Below are 23,320 nucleotides of genomic sequence, written 5' to 3'. Positions count from 1 at the left end.
CATGGCCACCCGCCACGACACCGCCGCGCCCCCCGTCAAGGGGGGCGCGGCCCCGGGCCGCCCGCCCGGCGACGCACCCGTGGACACGGAGGAGCGGCGCCGGCGCAAGCTGTCGCGCCGCTGGCAGCGGGACGTCCGCTGGAGCCCGTACGTCTTCGTCGCGCCGTTCTTCCTGCTGTTCCTCGCCTTCGGCCTGTTCCCGCTGATCTACACCGGCTGGGCCTCGCTGCACCAGGTGGAGCTGACCGCCCCGACCGACATGAACTGGGTGGGGCTGCGCAACTACACCCGGATCTTCGACGACGACTTCTTCTGGAACGCGGCGAAGAACACCCTGACCATCGGCATCATCGCCACCGTTCCGCAGCTGCTGATGGCGATGGGCATCGCCCACATCCTCAACTACAAGCTGCGCGCCTCGACCTTCTACCGGGTCGCGATGCTCGCGCCGTACGCCACCTCGATCGCCGCCGCCTCCCTGGTGTTCGTGCTGCTCTTCGGGCGTGACTACGGCATGATCAACTGGGCGCTGGACGCCGTGGGCTTCGACCCGGTCGACTGGCAGAACGACAAGTGGCCCTCGCAGATCGCCGTGTCGACGATCATCATCTGGCGCTGGACCGGCTACAACGCGCTGATCTACCTGGCCGCGATGCAGGCGATCCCGCAGGACCTGTACGAGTCGGCGGCGCTGGACGGCGCCAGCCGCTGGCAGCAGTTCATCAACGTGACGCTGCCGTCGCTGCGCCCGACGATCCTGTTCACGGTCGTGGTCTCGACGATCGGCGCCAGCCAGGTCTTCGGCGAGCCGCTGCTGTTCGACGCCAACAAGAGCGCGTCCGGCGGCGCGGAACACCAGTTCCAGACGCTCGGCCTGTACCTGTACGAGCAGGGCTGGATCAACCAGCACCTGGGCCGTGCCTCGGCGATCGCCTGGACGATGTTCCTGATCCTGATCGTCGTCGGCATCATCAACTACGTCATCTCGCGCCGGCTGCGCGCCAGCAGTTAAGGAGTTGTGGCCGTGGCGACGACTGTGACACCCCCCGAGACACCGCCCGCCAAGGAGCAGAAGCGCTCGCGTCTGCCGAAGTCCGCCCGGGCCGGCGGAACGCTGCACGGCGGTCCGATCGCGTACGCGATCCTGATCGTGTTCACGATCGTGTCGCTGTTCCCCCTGGTCTGGACCGCGATCGCCGCGTCCCGGGACAACCAGCGCCTCGCGCAGACCCCGCCGCCGTTCTGGTTCGGATCCAATCTGTTCAAGAACCTGGAGATCGCCTGGACGGACGCCAACCTGGGCGAGGCCTTCCTCAACACCACGATCGTGGCGGGCATCTCGGCGCTGACCATCGTCGTGCTGTCGACGATCGCCGGGTTCGCCTTCGCCAAGCTGCGCTTCAAGGGCCGGGGCGCGCTGATGCTGGTGGTGATCGGCACGATGATGGTGCCGCCGCAGCTCAGTGTGATCCCGCTGTACATGATGGTCGCGAAGCTGGACTGGACGGACCAGTTGCAGGCGGTCATCTTCCCGTCGCTGGTGAGCGCGTTCGGCGTGTTCTTCATGCGGCAGTACCTGATCCAGGCCCTGCCGGACGAGATCATCGAGGCCGCCCGGGTGGACGGCGCGAGCAGCTGGCGCGTGGTGTGGCACGTGGTGTTCCCGGCCGCGCGGCCGGCGATGGCCGTGCTCGGCATGCTGATGTTCGTGCAGACCTGGAACGACTTCCTGTGGCCGTTCCTGGTGCTGACCCAGACCGGCAACCCGACGGTGCAGGTCGCGGTCGCGGGCCTCGGCCGCGGGTACACCCCGGACCAGTCCCTGATCATGGCGGGTGCGCTGCTGGGTACGCTGCCCCTGCTCCTGGTCTTCGCGATCTTCGGCAAGCAGATCGTGGGCGGCATCATGCAGGGCGCCGTCAAGGGCTGACGCCCGTCCGTCCGACGTACCCGTGGGGCCGGGTCACCAGCGTCCCGGCCCCTCTTCGCCCCTCTCCGTACCCCGTTTCGTACTCGTCGGTCTTCCACGACCAGCTATGGGAGCGCTTCCATGTCTGACTCCGCAACGTCCGCGTCCCCGGTGACCTTCCCTCCCGCCTTCCTCTGGGGCGCCGCGACCTCCGCGTACCAGATCGAGGGGGCGGTGCGGGAGGACGGGCGCACCCCGTCCATCTGGGACACCTTCAGCCATACGCCGGGCAAGACGGCCGGCGGCGAGACCGGCGACGTCGCCGTCGACCACTACCACCGCTACCGCGAGGACGTGGCGCTGATGGCGGAGCTGGGCCTGAGCGCCTACCGCTTCTCCATCTCCTGGTCGCGGGTGCAGCCCACCGGCCGCGGGCCCGCCGTGCAGCGCGGTCTGGACTTCTACCGCCGGCTGGTCGACGAGCTGCTGGCGCACGACATCAAGCCGGCCGTCACCCTCTACCACTGGGACCTGCCGCAGGAGCTGGAGGACGCGGGCGGCTGGCCGGAGCGCGACACCGCGTACCGCTTCGCGGAGTACGCGGGGATCGTCGGCGAGGCGCTCGGCGACCGGGTGGAGCAGTGGATCACCCTCAACGAGCCGTGGTGCAGCGCCTTCCTGGGCTACGCCTCCGGGGTGCACGCGCCCGGCCGTACCGACCCGGCGGCCTCGCTGAAGGCCGCCCACCACCTGAACCTGGCGCACGGCCTGGGCACCAAGGCGCTGCGCTCGGTGATGCCGGCCCGCAACCAGATCGCGATCAGCCTCAACTCCGGGACGGTGCGGCCGCTGTCGCCGGGCGATCCGGCGGACCGGGCGGCGGCGCGCAAGATCGACGACCTGTCCAGCGGCATCTTCCACGGCCCGATGCTGCACGGCGCCTACCCGCGGACGCTGCTGGAGGCGACCTCGTCGCTCACCGACTGGTCGTTCGTCCTCGACGGCGACCTGGAGCTGATCCACCAGCCGCTGGACGCGCTGGGCCTCAACTACTACACGCCCACCCTGGTCTCCGCGGCGGACCCGGACGCGAAGGGCCCGCGGGCGGACGGCCACGGGGCGAGCGAGCACTCGCCGTGGCCCGCCGCGGAGGACGTCGCCTTCCACCAGTCGCCGGGCGAGCAGACCGCGATGGGCTGGTCCGTCGACCCGACGGGGCTGCACGAGCTGATCATGCGCTACACCCGTGAGGCGCCCGGGCTGCCGCTCTACATCACCGAGAACGGCGCGGCCTACGACGACAAGCCGGACGCCGACGGCAGGGTGCACGACCCGGAGCGCGTCGCCTACCTGCACGGGCACCTCTCCGAGGTGCGCCGGGCGATCACCGAGGGCGCGGACGTGCGCGGCTACTTCCTGTGGTCCCTGATGGACAACTTCGAGTGGGCGTACGGATACGACAAGCGCTTCGGCGCGGTGTACGTCGACTACGTCACCCAGCAGCGGACCCCGAAGTCCAGCGCCCTGTGGTACGCGCGGGCCGCCCGGTCGGGTGCCCTTCCGGCCCCCGAGCAGGTCTGACCGCCGCGGGACGGAACACCGGGACGGGACACCGAATCGGAGCACCGGGACGGGACACGGAGGCGGGGCGCGGCACCCTGGGGGAGTGCCGCGCCCCGCTCGTGCGGGCGGGGCACGGTGCCGATCGCCTTGTTCCTGCCGGGGACCCTGCGCCGGTGCGTACTCATCACGTGCCTGCCTTCGTCGCCGTTCGGGGGTACCGGGCAGCACGCCGGCGACCGGCGACCGGGAACCGGGCAAAGCGCCTGTCCGGGCGGGACGCCGGGGATCTCAGGGTGTGCTCAAGGAAGGGATCGGGGCCGGTTGAAGGAGGCGGCCAGCCGGCCGGGGCCGCGCCGGCGCACGGTCCCCCGGTGGCCGCGCCGCCGGGGTGCCCGCTCGCGTCCGTCGAGCTGGATCCAGATCCGTACCTCGGTCCCGCCGAGCACCGACGAACCGATCCGCACGTCCCCTCCGGTGGATTCCGCGAGTCTGCGCACGATGTCCAGGCCGAGCCCGGTCGAGCCGTCGCTGCCCGAGCCGCGGCCGCGGGCCATCGCCGCCTCCGGGTCGGGTATGCCGGGGCCCGCGTCGGAGACCAGCACGATCACCGCGTCGTCGCCGTTGTGCACGTCGACCGCGAACGCGGTGCCCTCGGCGGTGTGCCGGAAGACGTTGCCGAGCAGCGCGTCGAGGGAGGCGGCCAGATCCGCGCGGGCCACGGGTACGCGCACCGGGCGGTCGGCGCCGGCCACCCGCCACTTGCGGCCCTCGTCCTCGGCGAGCGCCGACCAGAACGCCATCCGCTCGCGGACCACCTCGGCGGCGTCGCACCCGGCGCCGGGACCGGCGGCAGCCGTCTGCGGCTTGGCGTCGCGGGCGGTGCGGATGATGGTGTCCACCTCGCGCTCCAGCTGCTCGACCGCCGTCCGGGTCTGCTCGGCGGCCGGACCCTCGCCGAGGGAGGCGGCGTTGAGCCGCAGCACGGTCAGCGGGGTGCGCAGCCGGTGGGACAGGTCCGCGGCCAGCTCCCGCTCGTTGGCGAGCAGTTGGACGACCTGGTCGGCCATGGAGTTGAACGCCACCGCGGCCAGCCGCAGTTCGGTCGGGCCCTCCTCCGGCACCCGGGCCCCCAGCTTGCCCTCCCCCAGTTCGTGCGCCCCCTCCACCAGGCGCTGCGCGGGCCGCACCATCCGTACGCCGAGCCGGTCGGCGACCGCGACGGAGCCGAGGACCAGCGCGGCCCCGACGGCGGCGAGCACCGCCCAGGCCGTGCCGACGCCGTTGGTGACCTCGGACTCGGGGACGAACACCTCGACCACGGCGATCTCCCCGGTGCTGAGCGCGACCGGCTGGAGCAGCGCCGAACCGCCGGACACGGTGGAGGTGGAGACGCGCCCGAGTCCCCGCACCGCCGCGATGTCCTCGCCGGCGGCCCGCCCCCGCCCTATGTCGAGGGCTCCGCCGCCGTCGCTCGCCGGGATGTGCACGGCCATCGCGGCGTCGGAGCCGGCCGAGGCGACCACGCGTTCGAGCTGGTCGCGGTCGGTGGTGATGGACAGCGCGGGGGCGACGGCCGCCGCCACCCGCTCGGCGTTGGAGAAGGCGCGGTCGCGGGCCATCTCCCGGACGACCAGACCGAGCGGCACCGCGAAGGCGACCACGACCATGGCCGTCACCGCCAGCGACACCTTCACCAGGGCCCACCTCATCGCGGCGGCTCCGCTGCGGGGGTGTGCCCGGCGGGCGGCTCCAGCTTCACGCCGACGCCCCGCAGGGTGTGCAGGTAGCGCGGCCGCGCGGCCGTCTCCCCCAGCTTGCGGCGCAGCCAGGACAGGTGGACGTCGATGGTCTGGTCGTCGCCGTAGGACTGCTGCCACACCTCGGCGAGCAGTTCCTTGCGCGGGACGACCACGCCGGGCCGGCCGGCGAGGAAGGCGAGCAGGTCGAACTCGCGCCGGGTCAGGTCGAGCCGGACGCCGTCCAGTTCGGCCTGCCGGCGCAGCGGGTCGACGGTCAGGCCGCCGACCCGGATCACGGGTGAGGGCGCCGCCCCGCCGCCGGACCGGGCCCGGCGCAGCACGGCCGCCATCCGGGCCGACAGGTGCTCCACCGAGAAGGGTTTGGTCAGATAGTCGTCCGCACCGGCGTTGAGCAGCCGGACGACCTCCGCCTCGTCGTCCCGAGCGGTGGCGACGATCACCGGTACGTCGGTGATGCCGCGCAGCATCTTCAGGGCCTCGGAGCCGTCGAGATCGGGCAGTCCGAGGTCCAGGACCACCACGTCGAAGCGGAAATGGGCGACCTCGCGCAGCGCTTCGAGGGCCGTGCCCACGCTGCGCACGGTGTGCGAGGCATCGGTCAACTGCCGGATCAGCGCCGAGCGTACGAACGGGTCGTCCTCGACCACGAGAACACTTGCCATGCGCCGCACCGTACGCCATGGCCCGCGGACCGGGTGCGGGCCTGTGGACAACTCCGGTTCCCCCCGCGGGCGCGACACTCCCGGGGTGGGTGGGGCAGTATGGGCCGACGATGCGCAGAGGACTCGTACATGCACTCGCCTGGCTGCTCGCCACGGGCGCGGCGGTCACGCTGTCGTGGTGGGGTGTCAGCACGGTGATGACGGGCACCGCCTACGACCCGCCCCGCGCGCTGCCCGTCGCCGCGGCCGGCGCGGACGACGAGGCCGGTGAGCGGTCGCGGCCGGTGTCGTCGTCGACACGGCGGCCGTCGGGCGCGAAGCCTTCGGGGGACGCCCGGGAGACGCGGGAGCCGTCGGCGAAGCCCGACGATCCGTCCCGCGAGCCCGCCCCCGGGCCGTCCCGGACCACCTCGCCCGCCGCCTCCCCCACCCCGACCGCTCCGGCCGCGTCCGGCCGGGTCGAGGGGTACGACACCAAGGGCGGCCGGGCGGTGTTCGACCTGGGCGAGACCTCCGCGTCACTGGTGTCGGCGACCCCGGGGGCCGGCTGGTCGATGCAGGTGTGGAAGACGCAGACCTGGATCCGGGTGGAGTTCGCCTCGGGCGCGGACCGGGTGTCGGTGTTCTGCACCTGGCACGACGGTCCGCCGCGGGTGGAGACCGGCACGTACTGACCGGACCGCCGCTGTCCCTCTCACCGGAAGACGGAGGCGGGCGGCGCCGGTGAGGCGACCGCCCCACGATCCGTCACGGGGGCGGCTCCGCCGGTGAAGTCGACGAGATCACGGCCGTGCTGGACCCGGCCGGGGTGCGGATCGGAGGCGGCCCGGCGGGTCAGCTCGGCGATCGGCAGCGGCGCGTCGGAGGCGACCAGGACGGCGTTGCCGAAGCGCTTGCCGCGCAGCACCGCCGGGTCGGCGATCAGCGCGAGTTCGGCGAACCGGGCGGCGGCGGTGGCGATCTGGCCGCGCAGGTGCGCGAGCGGCGGCCCGTCGGCGAGGTTGGCGGCGTAGACCCCGCCGGGGGCGAGGGCCCTGCGGACGTCGTCGAGGAACTCGGTCGAGGTCAGGTGGGCGGGGGTGCGGGCCCCGCTGAAGACGTCGGCGACCACGAGGCCGGCCCAGCCCTCCGGCACCTTGGCGAGTCCTTCGCGGGCGTCCGCCGAGCGCACCCTGATCCGGGCCCTGGCGTCCAACGGCAGTTCCCGCCGCACCAGTCGCACCAGCGCCGCGTCCCGCTCGACGACCTGCTGGGTGGAGCGGGGGCGGGTGGCCGCCACGTACCGGGCGAGGGTGAACGCGCCGCCGCCGAGGTGCACGGCGTGCAGGGGCCTGCCGGGCGGGGCGGCCAGATCGACGACGTGGCCGAACCGGCGCTGGTACTCGAAGGAGAGGTGGGCCGGGTCGTCCAGGTCGACGTGCGACTGCGGGGCCCCGTCGATCAGCAGGGTCCAGGCGCGCGACCGGTCCCGGTCCGGAACGAGCTGGGCGAGTCCGCCGTCGACGCTCTCGACGACGACTTCCACGGCGGCCTGTCCGCGCCCGGTGTTCCTGGACCTTCCCATGGGGGCATTGTCGCAAGCGGCGTCCGGCACCGCCCGCCGGGTCCACACGTCCCAAGTCCACATGTCCCGGGCACACACGTCCCAAGTCCACATGTCCCGGGCACACACGTCCCGGGTCCACACGCCCCGGGTCCACCCTCCGGGACGGCCGCCCCCGGGAAGGGGGTTCCACTCCGGGGAGAGGATTCCGCCTCGGAAAGCGGGCCCCGCCCGGGGGCCGTCACCGGCGGGCGTCCGCCGCCTCGATCAACCGCTGTGCCTCGCCGAGCGCCTCGCGCAGCACCGCCGGATCCGTCGCCCGGTCCGCGTCGCCGGGCGGCACCAGCCAGTCCGGGCCCTTCACCGGCGACGCGGGGGCCGGTCTCCATCCACGCCCGTCGGTCCTCGTGCAGACGCTGCCCGGCAGGTCCCAGGCGGCGGCCGTGCCCGGCGGCACCAGGAAGCCGAGCGTGTCACCACCGTCGTCGTGCAGGACCGGCCCCACCGCGTCGCCGGCTCCGCGCCGCAGGATGTCGACCGCCTCCAGGCCCTGCCGGGCCGGAACCGTGACCACGTCACAGTCCGTACGCGGCAGCGGTAAAGGATCGTTGCTCCGGCTGGTCATCATCCCGGCCTCCACCACACACAGTTCCGCCTTGACGAGCGGGTCGGGAGTCGGGGGACTCCCGGCACACCGAGCACAACGAGCCGGACCGTCAACGGCTACGGCGGAAGTGCGCCGCAAAGGATGGCAGTTCATGGCAGATCACGGCCGAGATATCCGGTTTGTGGCCGAACTCCGCGTGGCGACCCCGTCACAGCAGGTACGTTCTTGCCCGCCGGAAACAGGTCAGCACCCGGACAAGCCGACCCGATTCCGGCATGGTTCGACGGTTCGCAGAGAGGACCCGGCCATGGCGTCGTCAACGGTTCCCCCCTCCCGGCCCGGCCGGCCCCCGCGGCCGAACCTCGTCTTCCGGCGACTGCGCGGAGCGCGCTCGCCGGCCGAGTTCGCCGCGGCGGTCCGGCGGGCCGCCCGCGAGATCGGCGAGCGGGTCAGCTGTGACGCACGGTACGTGCACCGGGTGGAGGCCGGTGAGATCCGCTGCCCCAACTACGCCTACGAGCGGGTGTTCCTGCACATGTTCCCCGGCCGCACGCTGACCGACCTGGGTTTCGCGCCCCGTTCGTCGGTCCGCGGGCGCCGGGCGCGGGCCGCCGGGGACATCCCCCCGGCCCGCTCAGGGGACCCGGCCGACGCCACGGGTGAGACCAGCGGGACGTACGAGCCGTATGAGACGCAGGACCGGTACGACACGTACGACACGCACGACCACGAGGAGAGCGACGTGCTGCGTCGCGCATTCATGACCGGCGGGGGCGCCACGGTGGCCACCGCCTCGCTGGGTCCGTACGCGTTCGCCCCGGACGCCTCGGCGGCACAGCGCGCGGTGCGCCGTCCGGGGGCGAGCGAGGCGGGCGCCCTGGAGGAGGCCGTCCGCCGGATCCGGCTGCTGGACGACCGGCACGGGGCGGACGGGCTCTACCGCCGCGCGGCGGACCCGCTGCGTGCCGCCTACGCGCTGCTGGACGCCGGAGCGACCCGGCAGCGGACGGCGGACCGCCTCTATTCGGGCGCCGGCGAGCTGGCCATCTCGGTGGGCTGGCTGGCGCACGACTCGGGCCGCTTCGACGACGCGCGCTCGCACTACGCGGAGGCGCTGGCGACCGCGCGGGTGACCGGGGACACGGGTCTGGAGGCGCACGCCTTCTGCAACACGGCGTTCCTGGCGCGGGACACGGGCCGGCCCCGGGAGGCGGTGCGGGCGGCGCAGGCCGCCCAGCGGGCGGCGCGGCCGCTGGGGTCGCCCCGGCTGATGTCGCTGCTGGCGCTGCGCGAGGCGGGCGGCTGGGCCGGGCTCGCCGACCGCACGGGCTGCGCGCAGGCGCTGGCCCGCGCCCAGGCCTACTTCGAGCGGGGGCGGGCCGAGGCGGACCCGGAGTGGATGAGCTTCTACGGGGAGGGGGAGCTGGAGGGCCTGGAGGCGCAGTGCTGGTCGGCCCTGGGCGACTGGCCGCGCGCGGCCCGGCACGCGCGGCGGGCGGCGGAGCTGCAGGACCCGCACTTCACCCGCAACATCGCCCTCTACACGGCGGAGCTGGCGGACGACCTGGCCCGCGGCGGACGTCCCGACGAGGCGGCCCGGGCCGGTATGCGGGTCCTGGACCTGCTCTCGGACGTCCAGTCCTCCCGGGTCCGCACCATGCTGGCGGGCACCTGCCGGGTCCTGCTCCCCCACCGCCACGCCTCGGACGTGTCCGCCTTCCTGGACCGTCACGCCGCCCTCCCCCGCACGGTGTGAACGGCGGCGGCGGTCAGGGCGTGAGGTGGCCCAGGTCGTTCCAGGACTCGATCGCCGGTTCCCCGTAGGCCCAGCCCAGGACCGACAGGGAGGTCGGGTTGAGGCGGATGCGGGCGGCGAAGTCGAGGGGCAGGCCCAGCCAGCGGGCGCCGATCGAGCGCAGGATGTGCCCGTGCGCGAAGACCAGCACGTCGCGGTCGGCGGAGCGGGCCCAGGCCACCACCTCGTCCGCGCGGGCGGTCATCCCGGCCAGGGTCTCGCCCCCGGGCACGCCGTCGCGCCAGATCAGCCAGCCGGGACGGGCGGCCTGTATCTCGGCCGGGGTCATGCCCTCGTACGCCCCGTAGTCCCACTCCATGAGCGTGTCCCAGGTCTGCGCGCGGTCGCCGAAACCGGCGAGTTCGCAGGTCTCCCGCGCGCGGGACAGCGGGCTGGTGCGCACCTCGGCACCGGACAGCCCGTCGTACGGTGCCCGGTGCAGGCGCCCGCCCAGCAGCTCGGCGCCCCGCCGGCCCTCCGCCAGGAGCGGCACATCGGTCCTGCCGGTGTGCTTGCCGGCCAGCGACCACTGTGTCTGTCCGTGCCGGGCCAGCAGGATGCGCGGTGCCATGGGAGACCTTCCGGGTGAAACGTGCAGGCGGAACTCCTTCATCATCGCGCACCCCGGTCACGGGCAACCCACGGGTCGATCCCGACGTCTCTCAGGGCCGAGGGCGTCTCACGGGGGGCGCGCGCACACCGTAGAGTGACTGGCCGCCGACAGGGCGCCGCGCGAGGACCAAGGAGGAACGACCGGATGCCGCACACCGAGACACCGGGCACCGAGACGGCCCCGGCGACCCGGCTGCGCTGGTGGTCCGAACTGCCGATCATCCTCCTGGTGTACGCGTGCTACTCGGCGGGGCGGCTGGTCGTCCGGGGCGACGTCTCCGACGCCGTGGACCACGGGCTGGCGATCCTGCGCATCGAGAAGGCGCTGTACCTCAACGCCGAGCACCCGCTGAACCGGCTGTTCACCCGTGAGCCGTGGCTGGGCGTACCGGCCGACTTCTGGTACGCGTCGCTGCACTACCTGGTGACCCCGGCGGTCCTCGTCTGGCTGTTCCGGTCCCGCGCGGTGCACTACCGCGCCGCCCGCACCTGGCTGATGACGTCCACCTTCATCGGCCTGATCGGCTTCACCCTGCTGCCCACCTGCCCGCCCCGGCTGCTCGACGCGGGCCACGGCTTCGTGGACACGATGGCCCACTACAGCTCCTACGGCTGGTGGGGCGGCGAGGCGAGCGCCCCGCGCGGGCTCAGCGGCATGACCAACCAGTACGCGGCGATGCCGAGCCTGCACGTCGGCTGGGCGCTGTGGTGCGGGGTGATCCTGTGGCGGTACGGGCGCACGCCCTGGACGAGGGCGGCCGCCGTCGGCTACCCGCTGGTGACCACGATCGTGGTGATGGGCACCGCCAACCACTACTTCCTCGACGCCGTCGCGGGCGCGGCCGTCATGGGCGCCGGACTGCTGCTGGCGCCGGTCGTGATGCGGTACACGGACCGGGTGAAGTCCCGTTTCCCGCGCCGCTTCCCGCCTCGCACCGCACCGGTCGCGGCGGCCGGTTCCGACACGCGTTCACCGATTGTCAGTGGCGGATGCCAGACTTCCGCGGGTGAGCGAATTCCACGGCAGCGGCACCCCGAGTCGCGGTACGGAGCAGGAACCGAACCGGGTGCCTCCCCCTCGGCCACGGGAGAAGGCGCTCCGGCACCGGCTCGCTGAGCTGCGCGGCCCGCAGGTGCCGGCCAAGGCGCTGGACGCGCGCGCCCTGGCCGCCCTCGCCGCCAACCCGGGCTGCAGACGGCGCGCGATCCTGGACGGCGCCGGGGTGAACAAGGCGGCGCTGGCGAGCGCGTTGGGCTCGCCGTCGGTCTTCGGCCAGTCCCAGTTCGCGTTCGTGCGGGGCAACGCGTTCGAGGCGAAGGTCAAGGCGGACGGCGGTACGGAGCTGCTGCGCCTGGCCCACGAGAAGCTGGACCGCGCGGCCGAACCGCCCGCCGGCGCGAGCGTGCCCGACCTCACCGCCCAGGGCCCCGAGGGCCGCACCGCGCGCACCGAACTGGCGCTGCGCGAGGCCACCGAGGCCGCGCGGGCCACTCGGTCCACCGACGCCCCGGGCGCCTGGACGCTGCTCGACCACCCGATGCTCGCGCTCGACGTCGCGGGCTCCCCCGCCTTCCTGGAGCCGGACGCGGTGGTGGTGCACCCGGACGGCAGTTGGACGGTCGTGGAGATCAAGTCCTTCCCGATGCTGGACGGCGCGGCCGATCCGGCGAAGGTCGGCGCGGCGGCGCGGCAGGCGGCGGTGTACGTGCTGGCGCTGGAGCAGGTCGCCGCGCGCCTCGATCCGCCCTCGCGCGTGCGGCACCGGATCCTGCTGGTGTGCCCCAGGGACTTCTCCAACCTGCCCACCGCGTCCGCCGTGGACGTGCGCAAGCAGCGCGCGGTGACCGCCCGTCAGCTGGACCGGCTCACCCGTATCGAGGAGATCGCCGACGCGCTCCCCGAGGACACGTGCTTCTCCCCCGAGCTGCCCGCCGAACGTCTGGCGGCGGCCGTGGAGTCCGTCCCGGCGGCCTACGCCCCGGAGTGCCTGTCCGCGTGCGAACTGGCCTTCCACTGCCGGGAGCGTTCCCGCGCGGCCGGTGCGGTGACCCGCCTGGGCCGTCCGGTCCGCGCGGAACTGGGCGCTCTGACCACGGTCGAGGACGTGCTGGCGGCGGCGCGCGGAGAGGCTGGTGACCCGGACGACCCCGCGGTGGCGGCGCTGCGCAGGGCGGCCGCCCTGCGCGCGGAGGCGCTGGCCGGCACCGGCGCGCCCGTTCCCGCCGCCGCGCGGGAGGTGGCCCCTTGTCGCTGATCACCACCCTCGCCCGCCTCGAGGCCGTCGACACGGGCCGTGCCCAGCCCGCCGCCACCGTCCGGCACCGGCACCTGTCCGAGCGTCCCCTGGTGTTCGTGCCGCTCACCACCGCGGGTGAGGCGGGCGCCCCGCTCGGCGCGCTGGTGGGCACCGACCGGGACGCGCCGCGTCTGCTGGCCGTCCCGCAGCCGCGCGACCGGGAGCTGCGGTTCGCGTTCCTGGCCGAACTGGCCGACGTGGTCCTGCCGTACGTCGACGGGTTCGCCGGCGTCGTGGAGGCCGCCGAGCGCGCCGAGACCGACCCGGAGACCGGCAAGCGGGTCAAGGTCGAGGTGGAGCTGTGCGCGGACGCGCCCCAGCTGATCGTGCCGTCCCGGGCCGGCATCGACCTCGTACGGCTGCTCGGGCGCTCCACGCGTTTCCGGCGCACGGCGGAGCAGGACCCGGAGGCCCCGTTCCCGGCGCCGCCCCGGGTGCCGCTGCTGGGCCGGTGGCTGACGCACTTCGGGGAGCGGGCCCGGGTGCCCGGCTCCTCGCTGCTGCTCGCCATGACCGACGTCCTGGGCCGGCACTGGGCGACCGGGCAGTCCACCCTGGAGGACCAGCACCTGGGGGCGCTGCTCGCCTGGATCGACCCGCCCGGGGGACGCTCCGGCGCCGACGCGGCGCGGGAGGCGGAGCTCGCGCGGGACGCCGACGGCCAGTTGGTGTGCCCGCCCGCGGGTCCGGCGACCGACCCGGCGTTCGACAACAAGCTGCTCGCCCCGGCCATCGAGCGCTACGACCGGGCCCGCACCGCGCTCGCCGCCGCCGAGGACGGCCTTCAGGCCGACGACCGCCTCGGCGCGCTGACCGCCGCCGAGCGGGAGATCCGCGCGCTGGTCCAGAGCCGTACCCGGCCCACCTGGGACGCGGTGTGGCGGGGCCTGGACCTGCTGCGGGAGCTTCCGCGGGGGGCGCGGGTCGAGGAGCGGTGGACGCGCGACCGCTGGTCGTTCACCGGTCACCGGGACCGGGTGCTGGCCGGCGAGCCGCCGCAGCCGCGCCGCGACGACGCGGTCACCGCGGCGAACAAGCTCGCCACGCGCGAGCGGGAGCAGGCCCGCCTGGAGGCGCAGGAGGCCCTGGACGACCCGCTGGTGATGGCGGGCCGGCGGCTGGCCGGGGAGGCGTTCGCGGGCGAGGTCGTCGACGTGGTGATGGCCTACAGCGAGAGCAAGCGGCCCGGTCCCCGCCCGCTGGTCACCGTGCGCACGGACGACAGCCCGCAGCTGGGCGAACGGACCAGGGTGTACCGCTCGCTGGGCGGCAAGCCGCAGACGGCGGAGTTCGCCGGCCGCGAGGACGGGCCGGACGGGGACGGGGGTGCCCTGCTCGTGCTGCGGATCATGGACAGGATGGGCCGCGGCAAGGAGCCCGAGGAGGGGTCCGTGCCGGAGAGGGGCGACCGCCTGTGCTTCACGCTGTTCGAGCACGAGCCGCGCGGCGGGGCGAAGCTGCCCGAGCCGGAGGAGACGCCGTGGACCCATGGCGGGCCGCCCGGTGAGGAGGCCGTGCCGGAGGCCGCCGACCCGGTGACCGAGGAGGACGTACTGTGACCGCGCCTGTCCGGACAGCCGTGTTCGACCCGGGTGCGGCCGCGGCCCGCGCCACCGACGCGATCCTGCGCGACACCCTGCACGGCACCGCGCGCGGCGTCGTCGTCGACTCCCCGCCCGGCGCCGGCAAGTCCACGCTGGTGGTGCGCGCGGCGCTGGAACTGGCCGCGGCCGGGCGCCCGCTGATGGTGGTCGCGCAGACCAACGCGCAGGTCGACGACCTGGTGCTGCGGCTCGCCGAGAAGGAACCCGGACTGCCGGTGGGCCGGCTGCACAGCAGCGACACCGACCCGTACGACAAGGCGCTCGACGCGCTGGACAACGTCCGCACGTCGGCGAAGGCCGCCGATCTGGCCGGACTCGACGTCGTCGTCTCGACGGCCGCGAAGTGGGCGCACGTCAAGGGTGTCGAGCCGTGGCGGCACGCGATCGTGGACGAGGCGTACCAGATGCGCTCGGACGCGCTGCTCGCCGTGGCCAACCTGTTCGAGCGGGCGCTGTTCGTGGGCGATCCGGGGCAGCTGGACCCGTTCTCGATCGTGGGCGGCGAGCAGTGGGCGGGGCTGTCGTACGACCCGTCGTCGTCCGCGGTGACCACGCTGCTCGCCCACAACCCGGGGCTGCCGCAGCACCGGCTGCCGGTGTCGTGGCGGTTGCCGGCCTCGGCGGCGCCGCTGGTGTCGGACGCCTTCTACCCGTACACGCCGTTCCGCAGCGGCACCGGCCACGGCGACCGGCGGCTCACCCTCGCCGTCCCCTCGGACGGTTCCGGCCCGGACCGGGTGATCGACGAGGCGGCCGAGTCCGGCTGGGGCCTGCTGGAACTGCCCGCCCGGCACACCCCGCGCACCGACCCGGAGGCGGTACGCGCGGTGGCGCTGGTCGTACGCCGCCTGCTGGACCGGGGCGGCGCGGCGGTCTCCGAACGCTCGTCCGGCCCCACCCCGCTGACCGCCGGCCGCATCGCCGTCGGCACCGCGCACCGCGACCAGGCGGCGGCGGTACGGGCGGCGCTCGCGCAGCTGGGCACGACGGGCGTGACGGTGGACACGGCGAACCGGCTGCAGGGCCGGGAGTACGACGTCACGGTGGTCCTGCACCCGCTCTCCGGCCGGCCCGACGCCACCGCCTTCCACCTGGAGACGGGCCGCCTGTGCGTCCTGGCCTCCCGGCACCGGCACGCGTGCGTCGTGGTCTGCCGCGCCGGAGTGGGCGACCTGCTGGACGACTACCCGTCCACGGAACCCGTCCGGCTCGGCACGCTGGTGAAGTTCCCGGACGGCTGGGAGGCCAACCACGCCGTCCTCGCCCACCTCGCGGAACACCGGGTGCGGTGGCGCCCCTGACGGGCCCGGGACGCGGCGGGGCGAGGCCCTCTTGCGGGGGCGCGGGACAATGGACGGTGGCCCGCTTTCCTGCGGGCCGGTCGTGACGTACGTGAAGGAGAAGCCATGGCGGAGCACACGCCGCGCCAGGACCAGCCGCGGCTACGCCCCGCGCCCCTGCTGTTCGAGCCCGCGGAGGCGGCGTCGGATCCCGAGCACTTCTTCGACCTGGAGTCGATCGAGGATCCCCGCGCGCTGCTGGAGCGGGCGACGGAGCTGACGCTCGCGTTCCGTGCCGCGGCGGACCGGGCGGTGGAGTTCCAGGCGATGGCCGCGGCCCAGCTGGCCGATCCCCGGCGCTTCGACCGGCTGACGACGGCGGACATCGCCGAGCGCGCCGAGTGGACCGAGGACTACGCGAAGAAGATGGTCGAGTTCGGCCGGGACCTGATGCGGGGCGGCGAGAGCCCGGGGCACGTCGACCCGGTGTGAACCGGCCGGCCCCCGCCCCCAGGGGCGCGGCATATGCCGGGCGGGCACAATACCCCCTTCCCCGGTCCCGCGTCAGCGGTTCGCGCAACTCTGCGGAACCGTTCCCTCACGCCGGGTAGACCTGTCCGTCATGAGCAGCACACCGAACGCCTCCGACGTCAGCGGTGTCACCCCGGACGGCGCCGCCTGGCTCGCCTCGGCCGGGACGTATCCGCGCAGCACGCTCGCGCACTGGGGGGAGCGCCCGGACGCCCCGGTCGTCCTGCCCTGCGGCACGGTCTTCGACGTGGTGAGCGCGCCCGCGGTCTTCGGGCGCCGGATGCTGGACCGGATGTGGGAGGAGGGGCCCGGCTCGGGCCCGGTGGCGGAGTTCCGCGGCCGGACGCTGCTCTTCGCCGCGCCGGGCACGGCACAGCGGCTCCCGGCCCTGATGGAGTGGGAGGAGTGGGCCGCGCAGGGCCGGACCGCCGGGCGGAGCGGCCGGACGGGCGGCGTCCCGCCGCTGCTGTGCCACGGCACCGGTGACGCGGTGACCGTACCCGCGCCCGCCGGGCCGGGCGCGCGCGCCGCCGCCCACCCGCCCGGCGCCCCCGCCGCTCGCTGGCTCGCCGCCCCGGACACCCGTCACCCCTGGCTGCCGGGCCCCGAGGTCCTGCTCTGGGCGGCCGTGCGGGCGGCCCGCGAAGCCGTGCGGATATCGATTTTTCCTCCCGCCGATCGTGGTGCTAATGTCTACGACGTCAGCAGGCGCCGCTAGCTCAGTTGGTTAGAGCAGCTGACTCTTAATCAGCGGGTCCGGGGTTCGAGTCCCTGGCGGCGCACGACACGCAGAAGGCCCCCGGTGAAAGCCGGGGGCCTTCTTCGCGTGCCGTCCGGCTCCCGTGCCCCGGCGGTCACCGCGTGGTGATCCGCACCGTCCAGGCCCCCGCCGCCGTACGCCCCTCCACCTCCACCCGTACGGACTCCCCCGGCACCGTGAAACTCTCGCCGAGGGCGACCGGGGCGTCGGCGAGCGGCGGGTAGACCGAGTCCTCCCCGCAGGCCTCGGTGTGCGGATGGGCGTCGACGACCTCGACGGGGCCGCGGCCGGACCGGGTGCCGCTGCTCACCCGGTAGACCAGCACCCCCTGCCGGCAGGCCGCCGCGTCGTTGCCGACCGGTCCGCGGGCCTCGAGGGCCAGCACGCTGTCCGGGCCGGTGCGCACCACCGCGAGCTTGGTGCCCCGCCCCAGCCCGAAGGACGGCGCCCCGGCGGCGCCCGTCACCGGCGTCCCCGGCCCGGCGCCCAGCGGCTCCAGGGTCAGCCGCACCGGCCCCGCGTCCTGCACGCACCGCACCTGGCGGGGTTCCAGCCAGCCCAGCTTCCACTTGTGCCAGCCGAAGAGGTCGGGCGCCAGGGCGAACTGGCTGCCCATCAGGTCCCAGTCCCCCACGTGGGTGTCCCAGTCGCCCTTGCCGTCCACGGGACGGTGGTAGAGGTCGGGCAGGTCGAAGACGTGTCCGGTCTCATGGGCGAGGACCAGCCGGTCCGGGGGATGGTTCTCGAACACGGTGACGACCCGGCGGATGTCGGTGCCGTCGGCGCGCAGCGGGGTGTCCAGGTTGACGACCTTGGTGGCGTCGGAGTCCACGCCGGGCGCGTCCGGGTCGGCGACGAAGTACACGACGTCGTAGCGGGAGAAGTCGACGTGCCGGTCGGTCACGGCGAGCGCGTCGCGCAGGTAGGCCGCGCGGTGGGCGACGCTCCAGTCGCGCTGCATGGCGTACGCGGTGGAGGGGCGCGGCATGCGGATCCACTGCCGCAGGGCGTGCGGGCTCAGGGTGAAGCGGCCGTAGGAGGCCCGCCGGAAGAAGCCGCTGGTGGCCGGGAAGTGGTCGGCGGCGAGTTCGGCGGGCGTGATCGCCGGGTGCGCGTCGGGGAAGGACAGGAACACCATCACCGCGTCCAGCCGGCGGACCGGACGGGGGTAGGCGGCGTTCCAGGTGTCCAGGCCCTCGGAGTGGTGGGCGTCGGTGCGGGTGAGGGCGCAGGGCGCGGCGGAGAAGGGTTCGGTGAGGGAGGGGACGCTCACCATCGAGGTCGCCGCGAGCGCCGACATGGTGGTGCACATCGCCGCCGTCCTGCGCAGCCGGGGCCGTACACCCGATCGGCTCAGCCGTGCCCGAAGAGCCTCACGGCCGGGTCCACCCGGGGTGAGCTGACGCGGCACGGGGGACCTCCGGGAGACGGTTCACGGGACACCGAACCCAGATTGTGGTGACTTGTCATACCGCGCCCTGTTCGGCTGCACCGGACGGGTGAGAAAGGCGCGAATACGAGCGGAACCGGGCGAGGCAGTTCCTTCGTTCACTCACGGAACGTCACAACTGGTCGGAGGCTCGCAGAAGCCGTCCACCCGTGCGCAGAAACGATCTGGCAGGGATGCGGCCCCGTACTGGAGACTGGACAGTGGCTGGAAGGCCCTGACGCGGGCCTCTATGATCGGCACACTTTCCTGAGACTTCCCTGCACGAACAGCGATCGAGGGCACTGCGGGAGCGAGCGGTGAGCGGAATGTCCGAAGGGCCGGCACCCGCGGCGGAACTCAACCGACGGGTCGTCACGGAGAGTGAGATCACCACGTCTCCGGGTACCGAGTCACCGCCTCCACCGTCCCTCGCGCCCCCGCCGTCCCAGGCGTACCGCTCCGTCTTCACGGCCGCGCCGTTCGCGATGGCCGTGGTCGGCCGCGACGGCACGGTGACCGGTGCCAACCCCGCCCTCGCCGCCCTGCTGGGCCGCGACCCGGACACCCTGCGCGGGGCCGTCGCCGCCGACCTGGTGGACCTCTCCCGCGACGCCCGCACCTGGCACGCCTACCGGGAGACGCTGCGCGGACGGGGGGACGGGCTGCGCTGCACCCGCCGGCTGAAGCATCCGGAGGGGCACACGCTGTGGGTGCGGGTGACGGTCTCCCCGCTGCCCGGCGAGGACGAGGGCGTGCTGCTGTCGGTCGCCGACATCGGCGACCGCCGCGAACTCCAGGCGCGGCTGCGGCACTTGAGGATGCACGACCCGGTGACCCGGCTGCCCAACCGCACGCTGTTCCTCGAGCGGCTGGCGGCGGCGCTGGAGGCGGAGTCGTACGAGGAGGGCGGCACCGGCCGGATCGGGCTGTGCTACCTCGACCTGGACGGGTTCAAGGCGGTCAACGACACCCTCGGCCACCGGATCGGCGACCAGTTGCTGGCCGCCGTCGCCGAGCGGCTGACGCGCTGCGCCGAGGAGTCCGGCCTGACCAGGGCCGGCGCCCCGCTGGTCGCCCGGCTCGGCGGGGACGAGTTCGCCCTGCTGGTCGAGGACTCCACCGGCACCGAACAGCTCGCCGACCTCGCCGAGTCGCTGCTCGACGCGGTCCAGGCCCCCTTCGACCTCTCCGGCCGGCGGCTGTCGGTCTCCGCGTCGATCGGGGTGGTCGAGCGGCACGCCGCCGGGACCACGCCCACCGCCCTGATGCAGGCCGCCGACACCACGCTGTACTGGGCGAAGGCCGACGGCAAGGCCCGCTGGACGCTGTTCGACCCGGAGCGCAACGCCCACCGGGTGACCCGCCAGGCCCTGGCCTCCACGCTCCGCCCGGCCATCGACCGGGGCGAGTTCGCGCTGGAGTACCAGCCGCTGGTGGGCATGGACGACGACCGGGTGCACGGCGTGGAGGCCCTGGTCCGCTGGCACCATCCCCGCTTCGGCACCCTGACGCCGAATCGGTTCATCCCGCTCGCGGAGGAGGACGGCTCGATCGTGCCGCTCGGCCTCTGGGTGCTGCGCACCGCCTGCCGGCAGGCCCGCGACTGGCAGGTGGCGCACCCGCACGAGCCGCCGATCTTCGTCAGCGTGAACGTGGCGGTCCGTCAGGTGTGGGACTCCGACCTGGTGGCGGACGTCGCCGAAACCCTCGCGGAGACCGGTCTGCCGCCGCGTCTGCTCCAGCTGGAGCTGACCGAGTCGGCGGTGATGGGCTCCTCCGGGCGGCCGCTGGAGGCCCTGAAGGCGCTCAGCGACATGGGCGTGCGCATCGCCATCGACGACTTCGGCACCGGCTACTCGAACCTGGCCTACCTCAGCCGGCTTCCGGTGTCGGTGCTGAAGCTGGACGGCTCCTTCGTGCGGGGCTTCCAGTACGAGGAGCACTCCGCCGCCTCCGCGAACCCGGCGGACGAGGTCATCGTCGAGGCCATGGTGCAGCTCGCCCACCGGCTCGGCCTCACGGTCACCGCAGAGTGCGTGGAGACCTCGGCGCAGGCCACCCGGCTGCGCCGGATCGGCTGCGACACCGGTCAGGGATGGCTGTACTCCCGCCCGGTGCCGCCGGACCGCATCTCCGAACTGCTGGGCACCCCCGGCCTTCAGGCGGGCGTCGGCAACCCGTAGGCGTCGGCGATGAGTTCGTAGGAGCGCAGGCGTACGTCACCGCCGTGCGCGTTGGCGGTGAGCATCAGCTCGTCGGCGCCGGTGCGCTTGTGCAGGTCGTCCAGGCCGGCGCGGACCTCGTCCGGGGTGCCGTGGATGACGTCGGCGTTCCAGGAGTCGACGAACTCCCGCTCCATCGGCGAGAAGGGGTGCGCCTCCGCCTCCTCGGGTGTGGGCACCAGGCCGGGGCGGCCGGTGCGCAGCCGGATCATGCTCAGCGCGGCGGCCAGCACCTGCCGGCGGGCCTCCTTCTCGTCCTCGGCCGCGAGCGCCGAGACACCGATCAGGGCGTAGGGCGCGTCCAGGACCCCGCTCGGCCGGAAGGTCTCGCGGTAGAGGTCCAGCGCGGGGATCGTGTTCCGGGCCGAGAAGTGGTGGGCGAAGGCGAAGGGCAGGCCGAGCACGCCGGCCAGCCGGGCGCTGAAGCCGGAGGAGCCGAGCAGCCAGAGGGGCGGGCGGTGCGGTGACTGCACGCCGCCGGGCGAGGTGGCCTGTACCGGTCCGGGCACGGCGTGGATGCGGCGGTAGGGGTGACCGTCGGGGAAGTCGTCGTCCAGGAAGCGGGTGAGTTCGGCGAGCTGCTGGGGGAAGTCGTCGGCGCCCTCGGTCAGCCCGTCGGTGCGGCGCAGGGCCGCCGCGGTGGCTCCGTCGGTGCCGGGGGCGCGGCCGAGGCCGAGGTCGATCCGGCCCGGGGCCATGGCCTCCAGGGTGCCGAACTGCTCGGCGATGACCAGCGGCGCGTGGTTGGGGAGCATCACCCCGCCGGAGCCGAGGCGGATGCGCTCGGTGTGGGCGGCGAGGTGGGCCAGGATCACCGCCGGGGAGGAGGAGGCCACGCCCGGCATGGAGTGGTGCTCGGCGACCCAGTAGCGGTGGAAACCGCGGGCTTCCGCGAGGCGGGAGAGGTCCACGCTGGTGCGCAGGGCGTCGCTCGCGGTCCGGCCCGCGCCGACGGTCACCAGGTCCAGCACGGAGAGCGGGACCGGTGCGGTGCCGTGGGCGGTGCCCCGGATCTCCTCTGCGGCGTCTGCGGCCATGGTGTGGTGCCTCCTGTGGGGTGTGACGATCGCTGCGGCACGTAACAGGAGAGGGTCCCCGCTTATTCCCCGGCCCGTACTCCGCCTTGCTCCCCGGCGGCCACGCGGCTCGGGACGTTCCCCGAACCAAGCCCCGCTCCGCGGCGGCCGCACCGCGCCGGCCGCTCCCCGGACGGACCCGGCCGGTCCCGTGTCCGCCTGGAACCCCCTCGCCCCGCGGGTGAGCCGTTCGCGCGCCCGGCGAACCTGCGATACGATCATCTTGCTCGCCACGGGGTCGCCCCCGACGGCGGCGATGCGTTGGTGGTCCAAGGAAAGACGTCCCGCTTCCTGCGGGGAGATGCAGGTGCAAGGCCTGCCCGGCGCTCGACGAGAACCCCCGGCCCGCTTCAGCGGGCCGGGGGTTCTTCCGTGTGCGCCCCGCGCGGCGCCGGGCGGTCAGACCTGGACGATCGGCTCCCGGGTGAACAGCGCGCCCAGTTCCGGGGCGTTGACCCGCCGGTCGGCCAGGCGCAGGCACTCCCAGACCGTGACCTGGTTGGCGGTGAGCACCGGCTTGCCCAGTTCCTTCTCCAGGGCGGGGAGGTGGGCGATCGTGTGCAGGGCGGTGTCCGGCAGGAGCAACGCCTCGGCGTCCGGCGTGTCGGCCGCGCGGGCCAGCGCGAACAGCTCCTCCTCGCCCCAGGCGCCGACCTCCGCCGCCGTGCTGACGCCGGAGCCGCGGACGCCGGTCACCTCCGTCCCGCCGGCCCGCAGGAACCCGGCGAAGAGCGCGGCCACGTCGTCCGGGTAGGTCGCGCCGACGGCGACCCGCCGCGCCGCGATCTCCCGCAGCGCGTGCACGAAGGCGAAGGACGTGGACGAGGCGGGCAGGCCCGCCGCCCGGGCCAGGTTGCGCACCTGCTCGTGGGCACCGTCCCAGCCGTGCACGAAGCTGCCGCTGGTGCAGGCCCACACCACCGCCTCGGCACCCGAGAGCCGCAGGTCCCGCAGGCCGGCCGCCAGCCGCTCGGGCGATCCCATCTCCCGCAGCACGTCCACCCGGTGCGTGTCCTCGCCTATGCCGGTGTGCACGAGTTCCACCCGGATGTCGCTGCCCAGCAACTGCTCGATGCGCGGATAGTCGTCCTCGGCGGAGTGGCCCGGGTAGAGGAATCCCAGTGCGGTCATGTCCAGCCTTCCTGCTGTTTCTCTTCCGGCGCTTCCGGCAGTACGGAGCCGGACGCCCGGCCCGGCAGTGCGGTCCCGGAGCGCGCCGGCACGTCGATCGGCGCGCGATGCGGTCCCACTGCCCGGGTACCCAGTTCGGCGCAGCGCCGTCCACCTGGTCACCTGGTTGGCCGAGATCACCGGTATGCGCGGTTCCGCCTCCGGCCGGAGGATCCGGAGGATGACGTCGTACGCCGGCGGGCCGGTACGGACCGCGGAATCCGGCCGGAATACCTCGCATCGCTTCGGGTGGCTGCGCCGCCATGGCTCCACCACTACGACCACTACGACCACTCGGACGCTTCCGAGGCACATCCGGGCCCACCCGCCGGTCGCTGCTCGCGGGGGTCGCGGCGCTCGGCGGGCTGGGCGCGGCGGGCTGTTCGTGCGTGCCCACCGCCTCCACCACGGACGGCGGCGACCTGCCGGACCGGCTCAAGGCGGCGGGCGTCGTCCGCCTGGGCGTCGCCAGATGCTCGATTCCCTCATCGTGCGCGAGG

General features: G+C 74.1%; 20 protein-coding genes, 1 tRNA gene and 1 pseudogene. 14 read left to right on the top strand and 8 right to left on the bottom strand.

All coding sequences use genetic code 11. The features are described from left to right. Position 1: 1 nt before the first annotated feature. The 3 genes from ACF07S_RS04490 (at position 2) to ACF07S_RS04480 (ending at position 3,490) form a co-directional block, all read left to right on the top strand. A complete protein-coding gene (locus tag ACF07S_RS04490) occupies positions 2-1,012 on the top strand; it encodes a carbohydrate ABC transporter permease (RefSeq protein ID WP_391962483.1) in 1,011 nt (336 codons plus the stop codon). 12 nt (positions 1,013-1,024) lie between these two features. Continuing rightward, positions 1,025-1,930 carry a carbohydrate ABC transporter permease gene (locus ACF07S_RS04485; RefSeq protein ID WP_391962317.1) on the top strand — a complete coding sequence of 302 codons (906 nt, stop codon included), beginning with the start codon at positions 1,025-1,027 and terminating at the stop codon, positions 1,928-1,930. Positions 1,931-2,050: 120 nt separating this feature from the next. Next, a complete protein-coding gene (locus ACF07S_RS04480; protein ID WP_391962318.1) occupies positions 2,051-3,490 on the top strand; it encodes a GH1 family beta-glucosidase in 1,440 nt (479 codons plus the stop codon). Positions 3,491-3,771: 281 nt separating this feature from the next. Here ACF07S_RS04480 and ACF07S_RS04475 read toward each other — a convergent pair whose 3' ends face one another. Then, positions 3,772-5,181 (bottom strand): sensor histidine kinase, encoded by a 1,410-nt coding sequence (locus ACF07S_RS04475; RefSeq protein WP_391973407.1) that lies wholly within the window; start codon positions 5,179-5,181, stop codon positions 3,772-3,774. Then, positions 5,178-5,894, bottom strand: a complete 717-nt coding sequence (locus ACF07S_RS04470; RefSeq protein WP_391973406.1) for a response regulator transcription factor — start codon at positions 5,892-5,894, stop codon at positions 5,178-5,180. The genes ACF07S_RS04475 and ACF07S_RS04470 overlap by 4 nt, the downstream gene beginning before the upstream one ends. Before the next feature lie 110 nt (positions 5,895-6,004). On the opposite strand from ACF07S_RS04470, the gene ACF07S_RS04465 reads away from it, so the two are divergent. Beyond that, complete coding sequence (locus ACF07S_RS04465) at positions 6,005-6,568, top strand: hypothetical protein (RefSeq protein ID WP_391962321.1); 564 nt, start codon at positions 6,005-6,007, stop codon at positions 6,566-6,568. Between the two features lie 20 nt (positions 6,569-6,588). On the opposite strand, the gene ACF07S_RS04460 is transcribed toward ACF07S_RS04465, so the two are convergent. Together ACF07S_RS04460 and ACF07S_RS04455 are read right to left on the bottom strand one after the other, a co-directional pair. Beyond that, positions 6,589-7,458 carry a spermidine synthase gene (locus tag ACF07S_RS04460; protein WP_391962322.1) on the bottom strand — a complete coding sequence of 290 codons (870 nt, stop codon included), beginning with the start codon at positions 7,456-7,458 and terminating at the stop codon, positions 6,589-6,591. Positions 7,459-7,678: 220 nt separating this feature from the next. Beyond that, on the bottom strand, positions 7,679-8,065 hold the full coding sequence (locus tag ACF07S_RS04455) for a hypothetical protein (protein WP_391962323.1): 387 nt from the start codon (positions 8,063-8,065) through the stop codon (positions 7,679-7,681). 286 nt (positions 8,066-8,351) lie between these two features. Here ACF07S_RS04455 and ACF07S_RS04450 point away from each other — a divergent pair, with 286 nt between their 5' ends. After that, positions 8,352-9,800, top strand: coding sequence for a hypothetical protein (locus ACF07S_RS04450; RefSeq protein ID WP_391962324.1), 1,449 nt, complete (start codon positions 8,352-8,354; stop codon positions 9,798-9,800). 13 nt (positions 9,801-9,813) lie between these two features. On the opposite strand, the gene ACF07S_RS04445 is transcribed toward ACF07S_RS04450, so the two are convergent. Continuing rightward, entirely contained in the window at positions 9,814-10,410 is a 597-nt protein-coding gene (locus tag ACF07S_RS04445) for a histidine phosphatase family protein (protein WP_391962325.1), read from the bottom strand. A gap of 186 nt (positions 10,411-10,596) precedes the next feature. Between ACF07S_RS04445 and ACF07S_RS04440 the strand changes: the two genes are divergently transcribed. The 7 genes from ACF07S_RS04440 to ACF07S_RS04410 all read left to right on the top strand — a co-directional run bounded on the left by ACF07S_RS04440 (position 10,597) and on the right by ACF07S_RS04410 (position 16,945). After that, entirely contained in the window at positions 10,597-11,568 is a 972-nt protein-coding gene (locus ACF07S_RS04440) for a phosphatase PAP2 family protein (RefSeq protein WP_391962326.1), read from the top strand. Further along, the gene (locus tag ACF07S_RS04435) at positions 11,519-12,706 is read left to right on the top strand and encodes a hypothetical protein (RefSeq protein ID WP_391973405.1); all 1,188 of its coding nucleotides are present in this window, start codon (positions 11,519-11,521) and stop codon (positions 12,704-12,706) included. The genes ACF07S_RS04440 and ACF07S_RS04435 overlap by 50 nt, the downstream gene beginning before the upstream one ends. Then, the gene (locus tag ACF07S_RS04430; protein WP_391973404.1) at positions 12,697-14,307 is read left to right on the top strand and encodes a hypothetical protein; all 1,611 of its coding nucleotides are present in this window, start codon (positions 12,697-12,699) and stop codon (positions 14,305-14,307) included. Before ACF07S_RS04435 ends, ACF07S_RS04430 begins: the two co-directional genes overlap by 10 nt. Next, positions 14,304-15,653, top strand: a complete 1,350-nt coding sequence (locus ACF07S_RS04425; RefSeq protein WP_391962329.1) for an AAA family ATPase — start codon at positions 14,304-14,306, stop codon at positions 15,651-15,653. Before ACF07S_RS04430 ends, ACF07S_RS04425 begins: the two co-directional genes overlap by 4 nt. Positions 15,654-15,758: 105 nt before the next feature. Further along, complete coding sequence (locus tag ACF07S_RS04420) at positions 15,759-16,124, top strand: hypothetical protein (protein WP_391962330.1); 366 nt, start codon at positions 15,759-15,761, stop codon at positions 16,122-16,124. A 130-nt stretch (positions 16,125-16,254) separates the two neighbouring features. After that, positions 16,255-16,881, top strand: a complete 627-nt coding sequence (locus tag ACF07S_RS04415; RefSeq protein WP_391962331.1) for a bifunctional DNA primase/polymerase — start codon at positions 16,255-16,257, stop codon at positions 16,879-16,881. Further along, a tRNA-Lys gene (locus ACF07S_RS04410) sits at positions 16,872-16,945 on the top strand. Before ACF07S_RS04415 ends, ACF07S_RS04410 begins: the two co-directional genes overlap by 10 nt. A 72-nt stretch (positions 16,946-17,017) precedes the next feature. Here ACF07S_RS04410 and ACF07S_RS04405 read toward each other — a convergent pair. Continuing rightward, the gene (locus ACF07S_RS04405; protein WP_391962332.1) at positions 17,018-18,235 is read right to left on the bottom strand and encodes a M6 family metalloprotease domain-containing protein; all 1,218 of its coding nucleotides are present in this window, start codon (positions 18,233-18,235) and stop codon (positions 17,018-17,020) included. Positions 18,236-18,678: 443 nt separating this feature from the next. Between ACF07S_RS04405 and ACF07S_RS04400 the strand changes: the two genes are divergently transcribed. Further along, positions 18,679-20,535 carry a putative bifunctional diguanylate cyclase/phosphodiesterase gene (locus ACF07S_RS04400; protein WP_391973600.1) on the top strand — a complete coding sequence of 619 codons (1,857 nt, stop codon included), beginning with the start codon at positions 18,679-18,681 and terminating at the stop codon, positions 20,533-20,535. On the opposite strand, the gene ACF07S_RS04395 is transcribed toward ACF07S_RS04400, so the two are convergent. Next, positions 20,511-21,611 (bottom strand): LLM class flavin-dependent oxidoreductase, encoded by a 1,101-nt coding sequence (locus ACF07S_RS04395; protein ID WP_391962333.1) that lies wholly within the window; start codon positions 21,609-21,611, stop codon positions 20,511-20,513. The genes ACF07S_RS04400 and ACF07S_RS04395 overlap by 25 nt on opposite strands. Before the next feature lie 438 nt (positions 21,612-22,049). Further along, the gene (locus ACF07S_RS04390; protein ID WP_391962334.1) at positions 22,050-22,781 is read right to left on the bottom strand and encodes a decarboxylase; all 732 of its coding nucleotides are present in this window, start codon (positions 22,779-22,781) and stop codon (positions 22,050-22,052) included. Between the two features lie 302 nt (positions 22,782-23,083). On the opposite strand from ACF07S_RS04390, the pseudogene ACF07S_RS04385 reads away from it, so the two are divergent. Beyond that, positions 23,084-23,290, top strand: a pseudogene (locus tag ACF07S_RS04385) (ectoine/hydroxyectoine ABC transporter substrate-binding protein EhuB); the annotation flags it as partial. Positions 23,291-23,320 lie beyond the last annotated feature (30 nt).

The sequence above is a fragment of the Streptomyces sp. NPDC016640 genome (assembly GCF_043076215.1).
Lineage (GTDB): Bacteria > Actinomycetota > Actinomycetes > Streptomycetales > Streptomycetaceae > Streptomyces.
The sequence above is the reverse complement of the archived record's forward strand: the minus strand, read 5'-3'. Positions and strand labels throughout refer to the sequence as shown.